This window comes from Gilliamella sp. Imp1-1 (genome assembly GCF_001690415.1).
Lineage (GTDB): Bacteria > Pseudomonadota > Gammaproteobacteria > Enterobacterales > Orbaceae > Gilliamella > Gilliamella bombi.
Map to the genome: position 1 here is coordinate 37,268 of NZ_LZHK01000049.1, position 16,335 is coordinate 53,602.

The 16,335-nt window shown below is 35.1% G+C and carries 16 protein-coding genes, 1 other RNA gene and 1 riboswitch; of the genes, 9 read left to right on the forward strand and 8 right to left on the reverse strand.

Going from position 1 to position 16,335, the window contains the following annotated elements; all coding sequences use genetic code 11:
- Positions 1–253: 253 nt before the first annotated feature.
- The 3 genes from lysC to mog all read right to left on the reverse strand — a co-directional run bounded on the left by lysC (position 254) and on the right by mog (position 3,174).
- Entirely contained in the window at positions 254–1,618 is a 1,365-nt protein-coding gene (lysC, locus tag A9G38_RS04860; protein WP_034909713.1) for a lysine-sensitive aspartokinase 3, read from the reverse strand.
- A gap of 74 nt (positions 1,619–1,692) precedes the next feature.
- Positions 1,693–1,866, reverse strand: a riboswitch (Lysine riboswitch).
- Between the two features lie 108 nt (positions 1,867–1,974).
- Positions 1,975–2,433: a transcriptional regulator ArgR gene (gene argR / locus A9G38_RS04865; RefSeq protein WP_034909711.1), complete on the reverse strand. Its 459-nt coding sequence runs from the start codon at positions 2,431–2,433 to the stop codon at positions 1,975–1,977.
- A gap of 162 nt (positions 2,434–2,595) precedes the next feature.
- Positions 2,596–3,174 carry a molybdopterin adenylyltransferase gene (gene mog / locus A9G38_RS04870; protein WP_034909709.1) on the reverse strand — a complete coding sequence of 193 codons (579 nt, stop codon included), beginning with the start codon at positions 3,172–3,174 and terminating at the stop codon, positions 2,596–2,598.
- Between the two features lie 226 nt (positions 3,175–3,400).
- On the opposite strand from mog, the gene A9G38_RS04875 reads away from it, so the two are divergent.
- Positions 3,401–4,345: an ABC transporter ATP-binding protein gene (locus A9G38_RS04875; protein ID WP_034909707.1), complete on the forward strand. Its 945-nt coding sequence runs from the start codon at positions 3,401–3,403 to the stop codon at positions 4,343–4,345.
- Entirely contained in the window at positions 4,338–5,108 is a 771-nt protein-coding gene (locus A9G38_RS04880) for an ABC transporter permease (protein ID WP_034909705.1), read from the forward strand. Before A9G38_RS04875 ends, A9G38_RS04880 begins: the two co-directional genes overlap by 8 nt.
- 57 nt (positions 5,109–5,165) lie before the next feature.
- Here A9G38_RS04880 and A9G38_RS04885 read toward each other — a convergent pair whose 3' ends face one another.
- From A9G38_RS04885 to accB, 3 genes are all read right to left on the reverse strand, one after another.
- A complete protein-coding gene (locus A9G38_RS04885; protein ID WP_034909704.1) occupies positions 5,166–5,804 on the reverse strand; it encodes a bifunctional 4-hydroxy-2-oxoglutarate aldolase/2-dehydro-3-deoxy-phosphogluconate aldolase in 639 nt (212 codons plus the stop codon).
- A 68-nt stretch (positions 5,805–5,872) separates the two neighbouring features.
- Positions 5,873–7,219, reverse strand: a complete 1,347-nt coding sequence (accC, locus tag A9G38_RS04890; protein ID WP_034909703.1) for an acetyl-CoA carboxylase biotin carboxylase subunit — start codon at positions 7,217–7,219, stop codon at positions 5,873–5,875.
- Between the two features lie 39 nt (positions 7,220–7,258).
- A complete protein-coding gene (gene accB, locus A9G38_RS04895; RefSeq protein WP_034909700.1) occupies positions 7,259–7,714 on the reverse strand; it encodes an acetyl-CoA carboxylase biotin carboxyl carrier protein in 456 nt (151 codons plus the stop codon).
- A 368-nt stretch (positions 7,715–8,082) separates the two neighbouring features.
- On the opposite strand from accB, the gene A9G38_RS04900 reads away from it, so the two are divergent.
- From A9G38_RS04900 to A9G38_RS04925, 6 genes are all read left to right on the forward strand, one after another.
- Positions 8,083–9,129, forward strand: coding sequence for a rod shape-determining protein (locus A9G38_RS04900; protein WP_034909698.1), 1,047 nt, complete (start codon positions 8,083–8,085; stop codon positions 9,127–9,129).
- A 143-nt stretch (positions 9,130–9,272) separates the two neighbouring features.
- Positions 9,273–10,115, forward strand: coding sequence for a rod shape-determining protein MreC (gene mreC, locus A9G38_RS04905; protein WP_051634110.1), 843 nt, complete (start codon positions 9,273–9,275; stop codon positions 10,113–10,115).
- Positions 10,102–10,587, forward strand: a complete 486-nt coding sequence (gene mreD / locus A9G38_RS04910; protein ID WP_034909696.1) for a rod shape-determining protein MreD — start codon at positions 10,102–10,104, stop codon at positions 10,585–10,587. The genes mreC and mreD overlap by 14 nt, the downstream gene beginning before the upstream one ends.
- A gap of 10 nt (positions 10,588–10,597) precedes the next feature.
- Entirely contained in the window at positions 10,598–12,073 is a 1,476-nt protein-coding gene (gene rng, locus A9G38_RS04915) for a ribonuclease G (RefSeq protein WP_034909694.1), read from the forward strand.
- 138 nt (positions 12,074–12,211) lie between these two features.
- Positions 12,212–13,669, forward strand: coding sequence for a metalloprotease TldD (gene tldD, locus A9G38_RS04920; protein WP_034909691.1), 1,458 nt, complete (start codon positions 12,212–12,214; stop codon positions 13,667–13,669).
- A 30-nt stretch (positions 13,670–13,699) separates the two neighbouring features.
- Entirely contained in the window at positions 13,700–14,395 is a 696-nt protein-coding gene (locus tag A9G38_RS04925; protein ID WP_034909688.1) for a DedA family protein, read from the forward strand.
- A gap of 1 nt (position 14,396) precedes the next feature.
- Here A9G38_RS04925 and rnpB read toward each other — a convergent pair.
- Together rnpB and bamE are read right to left on the reverse strand one after the other, a co-directional pair.
- Positions 14,397–14,779: RNase P RNA component class A (rnpB, locus tag A9G38_RS04930), an RNA gene on the reverse strand.
- A 162-nt stretch (positions 14,780–14,941) separates the two neighbouring features.
- A complete protein-coding gene (gene bamE, locus A9G38_RS04935; protein ID WP_034909686.1) occupies positions 14,942–15,304 on the reverse strand; it encodes an outer membrane protein assembly factor BamE domain-containing protein in 363 nt (120 codons plus the stop codon).
- A gap of 478 nt (positions 15,305–15,782) precedes the next feature.
- On the opposite strand from bamE, the gene proQ reads away from it, so the two are divergent.
- Positions 15,783–16,331 carry an RNA chaperone ProQ gene (gene proQ / locus A9G38_RS04940; RefSeq protein ID WP_034909684.1) on the forward strand — a complete coding sequence of 183 codons (549 nt, stop codon included), beginning with the start codon at positions 15,783–15,785 and terminating at the stop codon, positions 16,329–16,331.
- Positions 16,332–16,335: the final 4 nt, after the last annotated feature.

The window sequence follows — 16,335 nt, forward strand, 5'->3', positions numbered from 1 at the left end:
AAATCTAACAGATGTTGATGCTCAATGTAATAGTTTTAATCAATTGATTAAAAATAATAGATGACGGTAAATTTTTTAATAATCAATGATTTATGGTTTTGTGGGTAAATGTTGTTGGTAATTTGTTAACTTATGATTTTTTTTAATTAAAATTAAAGTATTTGACCATGTTTCCAACTCTGGACATATACTTGATGAATATAGGAAGATAACTAAACGTAATTAAAAGGGAGGTTTAATCTCCCTTAATATATTATTGTTCGAAAATTGTTTTATGTAGAATTTTGATAATTGATTCGGCATCATTGCTTTTTGCTAATAAGCAAAGATTGTGTGTACTTGCCCCATAACAGCAAAGCCTAATAATAAATTCATCTAATACACCAAACACTTCTTTTGCAATACCTCTGGTTGAGGTTAGGTTATTACCAATAATAGCAATGAGTGCTAAATCTTCTTCTATATCGACATGACAAACATTTGATAATTCATCAAATAATTCTTTCGTTAATAAACTGTTTCCGTTGGTGTTTGTACCAGTAGTGTCGATGGTTAGTGCAATACTTACTTCTGATGTAGTTACTAAATCAACCGAAATGTTATACTTGGCTAATATCGTAAACACATTTGCAAGAAAGCCTTGTGCATGTAGCATATTTAAACTGGTTAAAGTTAGTAAGGTTTGTTTACGACGTAACGCTAATGCTCTGAAGACAGGTAATTTAGATGTGATGCTATTAGTACTATAAACAATAGTTCCTCCATCTTGTGGTTCTTTACTTGAACCAACAAAGACTGGAATATTGCTACGTACAGCTGGGACTAGCGTTGCTGGGTGTAGTACTTTTGCTCCAAACGTTGCCATTTCGGCCGCCTCCGCAAAAGATATTTCATCAATGCGTTTAGCTGCTGGAGTAATGCGAGGATCGTTAGTATAAATTCCAGCAACATCAGTCCAAATATCAATTTGAGTTGCACCCAATGCTTCACCTAATAAAGCTGCTGTATAGTCACTTCCACCTCGTCCTAAAGTAGTGGTTTTTCCAGAACTTTCACTACCAATAAATCCTTGTGTCACAATGACACAACTATTGTCTAATGACTTTAAATGGGCACAACAAAGCTGTTTAATATCTTCAATTTTAGGTGTTGCTTTACCAAAGTTATCGTTGGTGCGCATAACTTTTCGTACGTCAAACCACATGGCTTTTTTCTGTTTTTCTTTTAGTATTTCGACAAACAGTTTTGAAGACATAATTTCACCGTGACTAACAAGCTCATCGGTTAACGCAGGTGATGTTGCTAAGCTTGCCGCTTCTGACAATGAGGCTATATTGGTAATGATTTGGTCTATTTCTGCGTGTAGTTTGGGATTTTCAGGTAATTGTTCTAGAATGTTGTATTGAATCGATTGAATTTTCGCAATATGTTGAGATCTTACTTCAGCGTCACGTCCTTCTGCTAATGCAACTAACAAATTTGTTACACCAGCGGAGGCTGATAATACAACAACCTTTACGTTAGGGTTAGCTATTACAATATTGGCACTATTAACCATTGCTAGATAATCGGCAACACTAGTACCACCAAATTTAGCTATTACAAATGATGTTTCCATGGATTCCTCATATTAAAAATTTTTATTTTTAACAGAGTTAGAGCTGGCATGTTCTATTTACAATTAAAAAGTACAAACCATGAAGCGCTCCACCTGTTAAGGTGACAACCCAAGGGATTCAGCCCTTGCAGTCGATTTAATTACTTCTGGATGGGTAATCAAACCTCGGCATTACGTCCCCTCGATCATTTATTAGTGGTTCCAGTCCCTAAAATGACTTACCTGAGTAATGCGCCTCTTCGTTTTGCAACTTCTGTTACGAAATCAGCACTATATAGGATTAACGATTTTATTAATTGTGTCAATAGGTTAAAAGTTAAAAATTATTTGGTTGTAATAAAGTGAAATTGAAAGATTTATAGCTCTCGTTCAAACAATTCAATAATGGTCTGATATAATTTTTTTACTGTACAATCTTTAGTTGGTGTACTAAAGATTGTATCATCACCAGCAATTGAACCTAAAATACCTTCCGATTTACCAATTGAGTCTAGTAATCGAGCAATGAGTTGAGCTGCGCCTGGGCTAGTACGTATTACCACCATTGAACTATTGAAATCAATATCAATCACTAAATTTTTCAATGGGCTACTAGTTGTTGGTACGCTTATTTCTGCAGGTAAACAATAGACCATTTCGGATTTTGCATTTCTGGTTCTTACCGCACCAAATTTTGTTAGCATACGTGAAACTTTTGATTGATTAATGTTATCAAATCCTTGTTCTTGTAACGCTTGTACGATTTCTACTTGTGAACTAAACTTCTCTTGACGAAGCATCTCTTTAAATGTTTTTGTGAGATTAGCTTGTTTCATAATGTTCCTTGGCTTCTAATTTGTTACTCTTTACTACTAATAAATGTTGTTATAAGACTCATAATAAAGTTTAATTGATATTTAAACCAAAATAACTACTACCAATTTTAATGTATCAGTAGCAATTATTATATACATAATTATGCGTAAAATAGCATAAAATTAAAGTGTTGATTTAATAGCATCCTTCGGTCTATAAGATTTCACTATTTGGTCATAGGTTTCAATATAAGGTCCTTCTAGTAGTTGTATACAATAAGGGATACTAGCAAATATGCCACTCACAATAACATTACCTTGATCATCTTTAACACCCTCAAGTGTTTCTTTAATTGATTTTGGCCTTCCAGGTAGGTTGATGATTAGACATTTTTTGCGAATAACACCAACTTGCCTAGATAAAATAGCAGTTGGTACAAAATGTAAACTGATCTGACGCATCTGTTCGCCGTAACCAGGCATTACACGATCAGCGATTGCTAATGTTGCATCTGGGGTTACGTCTCTAGTCGCAGGGCCTGTACCACCAGTAGTTAAAATTAAATGGCAATGTTGATTATCAACAAGTTCGCATAATGTTTTTTCAATAACAACTTGCTCATCTGGAATAATATGGTTTTCGGTTGTAAATGGTGTTTTCAGTGCTGTTTGTAACCATGATATTAATGATGGTATGCCCTCATCTTGGTAAATACCACTTGATGCTCTATCTGATACTGAAACTAATCCAATCTTAAACATGATACTTATTCCTTAAGCAATAACTTAGACGCAGATTGATAATTAAAGATACGTTATTAGTATTTAATTAATAATATGTGTTCTATTTTAGAAATTATAATTTTATTTATATTGATATAAATAAAATTAAACTAAAAAGGTTTTTACAATGATTGATTATATTGTCGATTCATTAAACATGATATCATATTATTAAAATAACAATTGATTCACTTAGGATATATTCATGCCATCAATTCCTGCACTTGAGTTAATCTCACTCAAAAAAATTTATAAAAATGGTATAGAAGCATTAAAAGGTATCGATTTAACTGTACAAGCTGGTGATTTTTATGCTTTGCTAGGACCAAATGGTGCTGGTAAATCAACAACTATAGGTATTATTAGTTCATTAGTGACTAAAACTTGTGGGCAAGTAAAAATCTTTGGCTACGACTTAGATACCGATATTGTAAATGCCAAAAGACAATTAGGAATTGTACCGCAAGAATTCAATTTTAATCAATTTGAAGAAGTGTTACAAATAGTCACTAATCAAGGTGGTTATTATGGATTGCCCCGAAAAATCGCATTAGAGCGAGCCGAAAAATATTTGCGAGTTTTAGATTTGTGGGATAAACGCCATAGTCGAGCTAATATGCTATCAGGTGGAATGAAAAGGCGATTAATGATAGCCAGAGCTCTCGTGCATGAACCTAAATTATTAATTCTTGATGAGCCGACAGCAGGCGTTGATATTGAATTACGCCGTTCTATGTGGGATTTTTTACGTGAAATCAATCGTCAAGGTATCACAATTATTTTAACCACACATTATTTAGAAGAGGCAGAAATGCTCTGTAGAAATATTGGTATTATTCAGAGCGGCAAATTGATAGCAAACTCATCAATGCGTGAGCTATTGTCGAAAAGCCAATCTGAAACAATTGTTATTGATTATGTGGCGACGCCTAAGCAGATTGAGTTAAATGGCTATAATTATTCCGATGTTGAGCCTGGTATGTTGGAAGTGAAAGTAGATAAACAAAATGGATTAAATCAATTATTTGAACAATTAAATAAACAAAATATTAAAGTAATCAGCGTACGAAATAAAGCGAATCGATTAGAAGAGTTATTTGTTGAGCTGTTGCATAGTGATACTAAACAAAAAGGTGGCATTAATGAATAATTTATATTGGATTGCCTTAAAAAGTATTTGGCGTAAAGAAGTAACCCGATTTTTAAGAATTTGGATCCAGACCTTAATTCCACCTGTTATTACCATGTCGCTTTATTTTATTATCTTTGGTAATTTAATTGGCTCTCGTGTTGGTGACATGGGTGGTTTTAGCTATATGGAATTTATTGTGCCAGGCTTAATAATGATGTCAGTAATTACTAATTCCTATACCAATGTTTGTTCATCCTTTTTTAGTGCTAAATTTCAACGTAATATTGAAGAAATATTGGTGGCACCAGTACCAACAAATATTCTTATTCTAGGATATGTCGGTGGCGGTGTGATGCGCGGTATTTTAACGGGTATTTTGGTTACTATCGTATCGCTATTTTTTGTTCGCTTTGATGTACATTCTTGGTTGTTTGTTATTTTTACATTGCTATTGACCTCGATTTTATTTTCATTAGCAGGTCTACTCAATGCAGTATTTGCCAAAACGTTTGATGATATAAGTATTATTCCAACATTTGTGTTAACACCATTAACTTATCTTGGTGGTGTTTTTTACTCAATTACTATGTTACCAACTTTTTGGCAATGGGTATCGAAAATTAATCCCATCGTTTATATGATTAACGGTTTTCGTTATGGATTTTTGGGCGTGTCAGACGTGCCGTTATGGATCACTTTTTCAATGCTAATTTTATTTGTGACTGTACTTTATGTAATTGCATGGCGACTGATTGATAGAGGGCTAGGATTGAGAAGTTAATTAAAGTTAGGAAACAGTAATTAACCGCCGATTATTGTATCGGCGGAATAATATTAGCTACTGTGCACCAGCAACAGCTTCCTTAGCCATTTCAGTGATTTTAGAAAAATCACCTTTTGCTATGGCATCGGTTGGAATAAACCAAGTTCCACCAACACATAGTACATTATTAAGTGCCAAATAATCACGGTAGTTTTTAGGATTCACACCGCCTGTAGGGCAAAACTTCATGTATCCGCAAGGTCCAGAAAATGCCTTTAATGCTGCAACTCCGCCATTGATTTCAGCTGGGAAGAATTTTAATGCCGTTAAACCATATTCTTGGGCTTTTAATAATTCAGAAATAGTTGCAATACCAGGAATAACAGGGATAGGGCCTGCAACTGCCGCTTCTAAAATAGCATCGGTAATTCCTGGTGTAATAACAAACTCTACACCAGCTTCAGTAACCTGTTTTAGTTGTTCAACACTAGTTACTGTTCCTGCTCCTACAATTGCTTCAGGAACTTCTTTGATGATTTTCTTAATTGCTTCAATCGCACAAGCTGTTCTTAACGTTACTTCCAGTACCTTCACCCCGCCAGCAATGAGAGCTCTAGCTAGTGGTACAGCATCCTCAATTCGTTCAATAACGATAACTGGAACCACTGGTCCCATAGTTAAAATTTCTTCAGCACTTCGTTTCCATTGTTTCATTTGTTTCTACCCATACCTTATTGATACTTAAATAAAGCAATAATCCCCAATAAATAGGGATTATTTTGTTATTCATAAATACCTAATTTCTTTTCTAAATAATGAATATTTGTGCCGCCTTTTTGGAAACCTTTATCGTTCATAATATCAATATGAAGATCAATATTGGTTTTGATCCCATCAATAACCAGTTCGGCTAACGCATTTTTCATACGTGCTATAGCGACTTCACGTGTTTCACCATAAGCAATTAATTTACCAATCATTGAGTCATAGTAAGGTGGGACACTATAACCAGCATAAATATGCGATTCCCAACGAATGCCGAAGCCACCTGGTGCATGGAAGCGAGTGATTTTTCCTGGTGATGGCATAAAAGATTTAGGATCTTCAGCATTAATTCTACATTCAATCGCATGACCTTTAATTTCAATATCACTTTGTTTAATTGAAAGTGGTTTGCCGGCTGCAATTAAAATTTGTTCCCTAATTAGATCAACTCCGGTTATCATTTCAGTAACAGGATGTTCTACTTGAATACGGGTATTCATTTCAATGAAATAAAATTCGCCATTTTCAAATAAAAATTCGAATGTGCCAGCTCCTCGGTAGCCAATCTCGATACATGCATTAACGCAACGCTCACCGATGAATTTACGCATTTTAGGAGTAATACCAACAGCAGGAGCTTCTTCAACAACTTTCTGATGTCGTCTTTGCATTGAGCAGTCTCGTTCACCTAAATAAACTGCATTTCCTTGACCATCAGAAAGTACTTGGATTTCAATATGACGTGGATTTTCAAGGAATTTTTCCATGTAAACCATATCATTGTTGAAAGCAGTTTTGGCCTCTAACTTGGTCATTTTGATAGATTGTTCAAGATCATTTTCTTCACGAACAATACGCATGCCTCGTCCGCCACCGCCACCAGAAGCTTTAATAATAACAGGATAGCCGATTTGCTTGGCAATTTGTTTATTAATTTCAATATCACTACTTAGAGGGCCATCTGAACCAGGTACACAAGGAACCCCTGCTTTTTTCATGGCGTGAATTGCTGATACTTTATCTCCCATAAGGCGAATAGTATCAGGTTTAGGACCAACAAAAATAAATCCAGATCGTTCAACTTGCTCAGCAAAATCTGCATTTTCAGATAAGAAACCATAACCTGGATGAATAGCCGCTGATCCGGTTACTTCCGCAGCTGAAATTAATGCGGGAACATTAAGGTAACTTTTTACCGAAGCTGCTGAGCCAATACAGACGGTTTCATCTGCAAGTAATACATGTTTTAAGTCTTTATCTGCCGTAGAGTGAACGGCGACAGTTTTTATTCCAAGTTCTTTACATGCTCGTAAGATACGTAGAGCTATTTCTCCACGATTCGCAATAAGAATTTTATCAAGCATATTCAATCTCTTAATCGTATTGTCAATAATAAATTCAGATTATTCAATAATGAATAGTGGCTGATCAAATTCAACTGGTTGACCATTTTCAACCAATATGGCTTTTATTGTACCAGCTTTTTCTGATTCAATTTGGTTCATCATTTTCATCGCTTCAACGATGCAAAGCACATCGCCAACATTTACTGTTTGGCCAATTTCAACAAAAGCTTTTGATTCTGGGCTAGGTGTACGATAAAAAGTTCCAACCATTGGGGATTTAATTGTTGTACCATCAGTTACCACATTATCAGTTACAACTTCTGTTTGAACGGTTGGAGCAACTACAACAGGAGCTGGTTGAGGAATTTGAATATTTTGTACTGGCGCAGAATAGTTTGTAGTAGGAGCTGCTCGACTAATTCGAACTGATTCCTCACCTTCAGAAATTTCAAGCTCTGAAATACCTGACTCTTCAACTAATTCAATTAACTTTTTAATTTTGCGTATATCCATGAATTACACCGTGTTTATTTGATATAAGTAACAATTATTTAAATGCATCCTTATTATCGACTAAAGCTGTTTTTTAGTCGGTAATAAAGTTGTAACTCAACATTAACGCGGAAGAATACACTGTAAAACAGATTTTGTCATTATATATCTCCTTTACAATCACTTGTTATACTATTTTCTAGGTATTATTTTATAATTGCGATACAATATCGACCGTTAATTACTATTGAGATTTGCTATGGTTTGAAAGGATTAAATAATACTCCATTTAGCCTTGATAAATTTGAAATATTTATTTTTTGATTCCATGGTGGTTTTTAATACTGAAATATACTTAAACAAGATTAATTCTAGGAAGAGTTTTTATTATGTTCAAAAAAGTTCGTGGCTTGTTTTCAAATGATTTATCAATCGATTTAGGTACAGCAAATACACTTATTTATGTAAAAGGGCAAGGTATAGTATTAAACGAACCTTCTGTTGTAGCGATTCGCCAAGATCATCGCACAGGTACTCCAAAAAGTGTTGCTGCTGTTGGGCATGCTGCGAAACTAATGTTAGGGCGAACACCAGGTAATATAGCAGCCATTAGACCGATGAAAGATGGCGTTATTGCTGATTTTTCTGTTACTGAAAAAATGTTACAGCACTTTATCCGTCAAGTTCATAGCCATAGTTTTTTAAGACCAAGTCCTCGCGTACTTGTTTGTGTTCCTGTAGGTGCTACACAAGTTGAACGTCGAGCTATCCGAGAGTCAGCCTTAGGTGCAGGTGCTCGTGAAGTGTATTTAATTGAAGAGCCAATGGCAGCTGCTATAGGTGCTGATTTACCTGTATCTGCGCCTACTGGTTCAATGGTTGTTGATATTGGTGGTGGAACTACCGAAGTAGCTGTCATTTCACTAAATGGTGTTGTTTATTCTGCATCAGCTCGTATTGGTGGTGACCGATTTGATGAAGCGATTATTAACTACGTTCGTCGCAATTATGGCGCTTTAATTGGCGAGGCAACAGCCGAAAAAATCAAACATTTTATTGGTAGTGCTTATCCTGGTGATGAAGTTCTCGAAATTGAAGTGCGTGGACGAAATCTTGCAGAAGGTGTGCCGCGTAGCTTTACCTTAAACTCTAATGAAATTTTAGAAGCATTACAAGAGCCATTAAGCGGTATTGTTAGTGCGGTAAAAGTTGCATTAGAGCAGTGCCCTCCTGAGCTTGCTTCTGATATTTCAGAACATGGTATGGTTTTAACCGGTGGTGGTGCTCTATTACGTAATATTGATAAGTTATTATCGGCTGAAACAGGTATTCATGTAGTAGTGGCTGAAGATCCATTAACGTGCGTTGCCAGAGGTGGCGGCAAGGCGTTAGATATGGTTGATATGCATGGTGGTGATCTATTTAGTGAAGAGTAATTAATAAGTTATTGTTGATTAGTTTTATTTTGATAAAACAATAAGTAAGCATGCATATCATATTTTCCCCGCCGACAATCGTGTCGGCGGAGTCATATTTTGAAATAATTAGATCTTGAGCTTTAAACAGGTAAGTACCGGCAATGAAATTACTTTTTTCTAAACGCTCCCCTCTTAGTGTACAATTATTTACTTCTCTGGCGTTAGCCTTGGTTCTAATTGTATTAGATATCAATTATCGTCCATTTAAAGAAATTCGTTATTATTTAGATACCCTTATTTCTCCTCTATATTATGTTTCCAATGCACCAAAGTCGTCGTTTGATTCTCTTTACGAGATGTCCAAAACACGAGAAACATTAATAAATGAAAATGCAAATTTGCATGCAGACTTATTACAACACAAAAACGATTTATTGTTACTTGAGCATTTAAAACATGAAAATGATAGACTTCGTGAATTGTTAGGTTCTCCTTTAAGGCATGATGAACAGAAGATGGCAGCACAAGTATTGCTTATAGACACTGATCCTTATGTTTATCAATTTGTTGTAAATAAAGGTAAACAAGATGGTGTTTATGTTGGGCAACCTGTCGTTGATGAAAAAGGGATTGTAGGGCAAATTTATGAAACAGCTCAATCAACTAGTCGTGCAATTTTATTGTGCGATTATCAACATGCGATACCAGTACAAGTATTAAGAAACGATATTGGCATGGTTGCTGTGGGAAACGGGTGTAGTAATGATTTAACATTAGAATTTATGCCTAATAACGTTGATATAAAAGTCGGTGATATTTTAGTTACTTCAGGGCTTGATGGTCGTTTTCCTGAAGGATATCCGGTAGCCGTAGTTAGTTCAGTAAAACTTGATATTACAGATTCAACCCCAATTATTTCAGCAACACCGACAGCGGATTTGAAGCGTTTACGTTATTTATTGTTATTGTGGGGAAATCAAGGAGTAAAACATGAGGGGTCGTAATCGAATAATAATTATTTGGATAACGCTATTAATAGGCTTATGTTTACAAATCATTCCATGGTCTCCATCATATAGTATATTTAAACCACATATACTGATCTTAATTTTTGCTTATTGGTTGATAGCGCTTCCTCATCGAGTTGGGATTGGTACTGCTTTTGTTTTTGGAACTATAATGGATCTATGTACTGGTTCTATTTTAGGAATCCATGCCTTTATTTATTCATTTATTGCTTATTTATTTGTTTTTAAATTCCAATTGATACGTAATTTAGCGTTATGGCAACAGTCGTTTATCATCTTTGGGATATCGATATGTTATAATTTACTGGTATTTTTATTTCAAGTCTGTATTTATCATACTATAACAATATCGCCATTGATTTTTATATCAAGCTGTATAGATAGTCTATTATGGATTGGTATCTATTTATTTTTACGACTAATAAGACGAAGCTTTGCTATCAATTAAAAGGAAATCTATGTCTGTTGAATTATTAATGAATGTAACGCCATCTGAAACTCGAGTTGCTTATATCGAAGATGGTGTATTGCAAGAAATCCATGTTGATCGTGAGTCTAGACGCGGTATTGTTGGGAATATTTATAAAGGTAAGATAATTCGTATTTTGCCTGGCATGCAAGCCGCTTTTGTAGATATTGGTCTTGATAAAGCTGCCTTTTTGCATGCATCAGATATTATGCCTCATACTGAGTGCGTATCAGATACAGAGCAAGAACAATTTCAAGTAAAAGATATCTCCGAACTTGTTCGCCAAGGACAAGACTTAATGGTACAAGTGGTTAAAGATCCATTGGGAACTAAAGGAGCTAGGCTTACAACTGATATTACTTTGCCATCACGTTATTTGGTATTAATGCCGGGATCAAATTCTGCGCATGTAGCCACATCACAACGCATAGAAAGTGAACAAGAACGTGAAAGGTTAAAAAATATTGTTGAGCAATATGTGACAACAGAAGCTGGTTTTATTGTTAGAACGGCCGCAGAAGGGGCAAGTGCGCATGAGTTAGAACAAGATGCCAATTTTTTAAAACGACTTTGGACTAAAATTCAAGAACGCATGGCTCGCCCAGTAAGTAAGAATCTAGTTTATGGGGAATTGGCATTATCCCAACGTGTATTGCGCGATTTTGTTGGTGATCCAATTGAACGAATTTTAGTAGATTCAAAATTAACTTATGATTTATTGGTTGAATTTACAAAAGAATTTATGCCTGAAGTAACCAATAAATTATCTCTTTATCGTGGTAATATTCCTATTTTCGATCTTTATGATACCGAAAATGAGATTCAAAGGGCATTAGATCGTAAAGTTAAATTAAAGTCTGGTGGGTATTTAATTATTGATCAAACCGAAGCAATGACTACTATTGATATCAATACTGGTGCATTTGTAGGTCATCGAAATTTAGAAGAAACGATTTTTAATACTAATATTGAGGCAACAATAGCGATTGCCCGTCAATTACGTTTGCGTAATTTGGGGGGCATTATTATTATTGATTTTATTGATATGCAAGAAGATTTGCATCGTGAACGGGTGTTACAATCGCTCCATGATTCTTTATCTAAAGATAGAGCTAGAACAACTGTTAATTTATTTTCGAGTTTAGGTTTAGTCGAAATGACCCGTAAGCGAACACGTGAAAGTATAGGGCATATTCTGTGTGAAGAATGTCCAGCATGTAAAGGTCGTGGTATGGTCAAATCGGTAGAAACAGTTTGCAACGAAATATTACGTGATATAGTTCGTGTTTATAAAGCGCATCATTCAGAATACTTTTTGGTCTATGCTTCGGCTGCGGTGGCTAATGCTTTAACTAATGATGAGTCCCATGCTTTAGCTGAAGTTGAGGTGTTTGTGGGTAAACGTGTTGAAGTAAAAGTTGAACCACTTTATATTCAAGAACAATATGATGTTGTATTAATGTAGAAGCAATATCTTGTAAAAAAGTTTCAGGTAACTATACGTTTCAGTATAAAAATGATGAAAGTTAAATAATTATTATGATCAACTAGTTATAATCGATTATCAAAAAACTTCTGTTAACAATTAGAATTTAAGGAATTTATGATAGTAACTCAAGTGAGTGAACGACTGCTCAACCCAAATAATCTAAACCAACAAGATCTTTCGCATTTGCTTGATATGTTGAGCTCAAGGAAAATTGATTTTGGTGATTTGTATTTTCTATCTGGTTATTATGAAAACTGGTTACTTGAAGATGGTATTATAAAAAATGCCTCATTTCATCGTGACCAAGGAGTTGGTGTTAGAGCCGTTGTTGGCGAAAAAACAGGGTTTGCTTATACTGATCAGCTTTCATTAGCGCGGTTAGAACAAAGTATATTCGCAGCAAATTCAATCACTAAAATACAAACACCTATCAAAGTGACGCCATTTAAATCTGCTCAAACAGTATCTATATACTCGTCAATCAACCCGATCAATTCTTTTTCTAAAGAACAGAAAATTGAATTGTTGCAACAAATTGACCACTTAGCACGTTCAATCGATCCTAGAGTTATTGAAGTTTCAGCTAGTTTGACTGGAAGTTATGAAGATATTTTAATAGCCGCAACTGATGGTACATTAAAAGCTGACATCCGTCCTTTGGTGCGTTTATCCGTTTCAGTTTTGGTTGAAAAAGAGGGTAGACGTGAGCGAGGAAGTAGTGGAGGCGGTGGTCGATTTGGGTATGAATATTTTTTAACAATCAACCCAAAAACATCAGAAAGTTATGCTGACAGCTATGCCCGAGAAGCCGTGCGTCAAGCACTCGTTTCTCTTTCTGCTAAAGCTGCGCCAGCAGGAACAATGCCTGTTGTTTTAGGTGCTGGTTGGCCTGGGGTTTTGTTACATGAGGCTGTAGGCCATGGCTTAGAAGGCGATTTCAATCGTAAAAATAGTTCAGTTTTTTCTGGGAAAATTGGTGAACAAGTCACCTCAGAAGTTTGCACTATTGTTGATGATGGTACAATTGAAAACCGCCGAGGCTCACTATCTATTGATGACGAAGGTACTCCAAGCCAAAAAACAGTGCTTATTGAAAATGGTATTTTAAAAGGTTATATGTTTGATAAGCTCAACGCAAAATTGATGAATACATGTTCAACTGGTAATGGTCGTCGCGAAGGATATGCTTACTTACCTATGCCAAGAATGACTAATACCTATATGTTGGCAGGAAATTCTTCTTTTGACGATATTATTAGTAGCGTTGATTATGGTCTTTATGCCCCTAATTTTGCTGGTGGACAAGTAGATATCACCTCTGGTAAGTTTGTGTTTTCAACTTCAGAAGCTTACTTGATTGAAAAGGGAAAAATAACAACTCCAGTTAAAGGTGCAACATTAATTGGTTCAGGTATAGAAACTATGCAGCAAATATCTATGGTAGGTAATGATTTAGCATTAGATTCTGGTGTGGGTGTTTGTGGTAAAGCAGGGCAGAGCGTACCTGTTGGGGTTGGGCAACCCACTTTAAAAGTGGATAATTTAACCGTTGGTGGTACCATTAACCACTAATAATAATACATCAATGGGATTTAAAAATAGATGGAAACAATAATTACACTTTATCATGCGTTTGTTAATTTGGACATTGCAACGCTTTCAAACCCTAATGTGCTATGGACACTATATGGGATGTTGTTTGTCATTATTCTTTTAGAAAATGGCGTTTTACCAGCGGCTTTTTTACCTGGAGACAGTCTATTATTCTTAACTGGTGTGTTAATTAGCCAAAATGTATTCCATTTTGGTTTAATTAATTTTATTTTAATTGCTGGCGCTGCTTTAGGTACTTGGTTAGGTTATGCTCAAGGACTTTGGCTTGGCAATACTAAGCTTGTCCAAGGTTGGATGGCACATATACCTGAAAAATATCATCATAAATCTGAAGTATTATTCCATAAGTATGGATTACAAGCGCTATTTATTGGGCGATTTATTGCTTTTGTACGTACATTATTACCGATGATGGCTGGATTATCAGGACTACATAGTCGAAAATTCCATATTTATAACATAATCAGTGCTACATTATGGATTTTCTTGATTGTGACATTAGGTTACCTATTTGGATTATCACCAGTTTTCAAAGAGTATGAAAAGCAGATCATGTCTTTATTAATGCTAATACCTGTTTTGTTGTTGGTGTTAGGGTTAATTTTTTCAATTTTTCTTGCTGTTAAGCGCTCTTTAAGCAATAAAAAGCAATCTAAAATTGGATTAAACGATAACAAGAAGTAGAAGGTGAAATTAACCGATAAGCCGGGTTCTGTCGTGGACAATCATTCCTCTAGGCTAATACTCACGCATTAGCTCAAGCAGTCTACCCGGATTCAACGCGGGCCACGCCAATGAATCCCTATTTGACCTTGCTCCGAGTGGAGTTTACCGTGCCACAACTGTTACCAGTTGCGCGGTGTGCTCTTACCACACCCTTTCACCCTTACCTGATCTTATAAAATAAGCCATCGGCGGTTTACTCTCTGTTGCACTAGTCGTGAATTTTCGCTCTCGCCAAAATCCCCCAGGCGTTACCTGGCACTCTGCCCTATGGAGCCCGGACTTTCCTCCCCTTTGTTTGTTTCTTTATAAAAACAACAAAGCAGCGATTGTCTGGTTAATTTCGTTGATGAGTATAACCTAAAGCGCAATATTGTCCAGAGATGTCTTTTCTTTAGGAAATAGATGACTGAAATTTAAACATGAGTAAAGTAATGTAATTCCAAAGGATTTAAATAACAAATTCTTAGCACATCTTGGTGATGTGCTATAAAACAAGATAATTTATTACCATTTTTTCTGTCGTTGGTTTTCATTATAATTGAACCATGTTACTACCCCTTTAGACATAATAATATCAAGCTTTCCTTCAATAATATTGTATTGCGTTTCGCCAATTAACATATGACTTGTTGAGCTCTTTTTAGTGTATTGATATGTCCACTGTGTTTCGTTGCTATTGATAGTGGTTTTTGTTGTTGGCTCACCAAATAAGGACAAAATCTGAGCTTCAGTTGATGACCCTTCAACAATTTTGCTTACTTTTACGTTATTAAGTGGTGTGCCTTGCTCAACAAGATTTTTTTGTGTACATGCTGATAAAGCAAGTATAGAACAAAGGATGAGCAGAAATTTCTTAATATTTTTCATGATATAGTTGCCTATTGTGTTAATTTGTAGTTTATATGAAATGTGAATTGATAATAGCATATGTTTTATAACGTTCAAGATAGGGCAACTGAAGGTATAATTAAAAAATTTAATTCTTTAGTGCTGTACTTTTTTAGGAGATAGTTACATCTTCTCTATGCCATTCACTAAATTTTATTTCCTTTTTTTAATTTATCTTAGTTTATAACCATAAGTATCTATGTTATTCTTTTCTACCCAATACAAGAAAGAATTTGATAGTTTAATTCGTTTTAGTATTTATTTTAATCGATTTTGAGTGGTAGCATTTAATTAACTATCAACTAATGAATAAGCTGTTTGGCTTTTATGCCAAATACATACAGATATTAAAGATTTTATAACAATTTATTAATAAACCGAAAAAGATAGTTAGTGTTATTATATAAGCTGCGATATACTTTAACGCTAGTAAAATTTAGTTGCTATGGAATAACCAATGGAAAAACAGTTTCAATTAACAAATAGTAAAGAGATTATTGCTTATTTAGCTCAACAATTCCCAAATTGTTTTACCCTTGGAGGTGAGGCAAAGCCATTAAAGATTGGAATTTTTCAAGATATTATTTCTCGTTTATATGGTAATGACGAACTTAGTAAAACTAAACTTCGTGCCGCACTGCGCTCATACACAATGAGTTGGCGTTACTTATATAGTATAAAAGAAGGAGCCAATCGTGTTGATTTAGATGGTAATCCTACTGAGGTTATTAGCCAAGAACAGATAGATCATGCGCAACAACAGTTGAAAGAGAGCAAAGAAAAAGCTAAAGAGCGTTTTAAAGAACGTGAAAAAGAAAAACGTAAAGCTACTCGGATGCTTCCTAAAAAAGCTAAAGCTTTAAAAATTGGTGATTTTGTTAAAGTCATAGTAGGTAATAAACCTATAAAAGTACAAGTCATTAATATTGAAAAAGAGCATATTAAGGTAAAGGTTGGTGCAGGTATGGAGTTAACGGTCAAACCTGAACATATTATCAATAGGTAGAGAG

What these genes read in the sequence shown, in the direction of transcription:
- lysC (WP_034909713.1), bottom strand. Translation starts at nt 1,618, where the DNA reads ATGGAAACATCATTTGTAATAGCTAAATTTGGTGGTACTAGTGTTGCC.
- argR (WP_034909711.1), bottom strand. Translation starts at nt 2,433, where the DNA reads ATGAAACAAGCTAATCTCACAAAAACATTTAAAGAGATGCTTCGTCAA.
- mog (WP_034909709.1), bottom strand. Translation starts at nt 3,174, where the DNA reads ATGTTTAAGATTGGATTAGTTTCAGTATCAGATAGAGCATCAAGTGGT.
- A9G38_RS04875 (WP_034909707.1), top strand. Translation starts at nt 3,401, where the DNA reads ATGCCATCAATTCCTGCACTTGAGTTAATCTCACTCAAAAAAATTTAT.
- A9G38_RS04880 (WP_034909705.1), top strand. Translation starts at nt 4,338, where the DNA reads ATGAATAATTTATATTGGATTGCCTTAAAAAGTATTTGGCGTAAAGAA.
- A9G38_RS04885 (WP_034909704.1), bottom strand. Translation starts at nt 5,804, where the DNA reads ATGAAACAATGGAAACGAAGTGCTGAAGAAATTTTAACTATGGGACCA.
- accC (WP_034909703.1), bottom strand. Translation starts at nt 7,219, where the DNA reads ATGCTTGATAAAATTCTTATTGCGAATCGTGGAGAAATAGCTCTACGT.
- accB (WP_034909700.1), bottom strand. Translation starts at nt 7,714, where the DNA reads ATGGATATACGCAAAATTAAAAAGTTAATTGAATTAGTTGAAGAGTCA.
- A9G38_RS04900 (WP_034909698.1), top strand. Translation starts at nt 8,083, where the DNA reads ATGTTCAAAAAAGTTCGTGGCTTGTTTTCAAATGATTTATCAATCGAT.
- mreC (WP_051634110.1), top strand. Translation starts at nt 9,273, where the DNA reads ATGAAATTACTTTTTTCTAAACGCTCCCCTCTTAGTGTACAATTATTT.
- mreD (WP_034909696.1), top strand. Translation starts at nt 10,102, where the DNA reads ATGAGGGGTCGTAATCGAATAATAATTATTTGGATAACGCTATTAATA.
- rng (WP_034909694.1), top strand. Translation starts at nt 10,598, where the DNA reads ATGTCTGTTGAATTATTAATGAATGTAACGCCATCTGAAACTCGAGTT.
- tldD (WP_034909691.1), top strand. Translation starts at nt 12,212, where the DNA reads ATGATAGTAACTCAAGTGAGTGAACGACTGCTCAACCCAAATAATCTA.
- A9G38_RS04925 (WP_034909688.1), top strand. Translation starts at nt 13,700, where the DNA reads ATGGAAACAATAATTACACTTTATCATGCGTTTGTTAATTTGGACATT.
- bamE (WP_034909686.1), bottom strand. Translation starts at nt 15,304, where the DNA reads ATGAAAAATATTAAGAAATTTCTGCTCATCCTTTGTTCTATACTTGCT.
- proQ (WP_034909684.1), top strand. Translation starts at nt 15,783, where the DNA reads ATGGAAAAACAGTTTCAATTAACAAATAGTAAAGAGATTATTGCTTAT.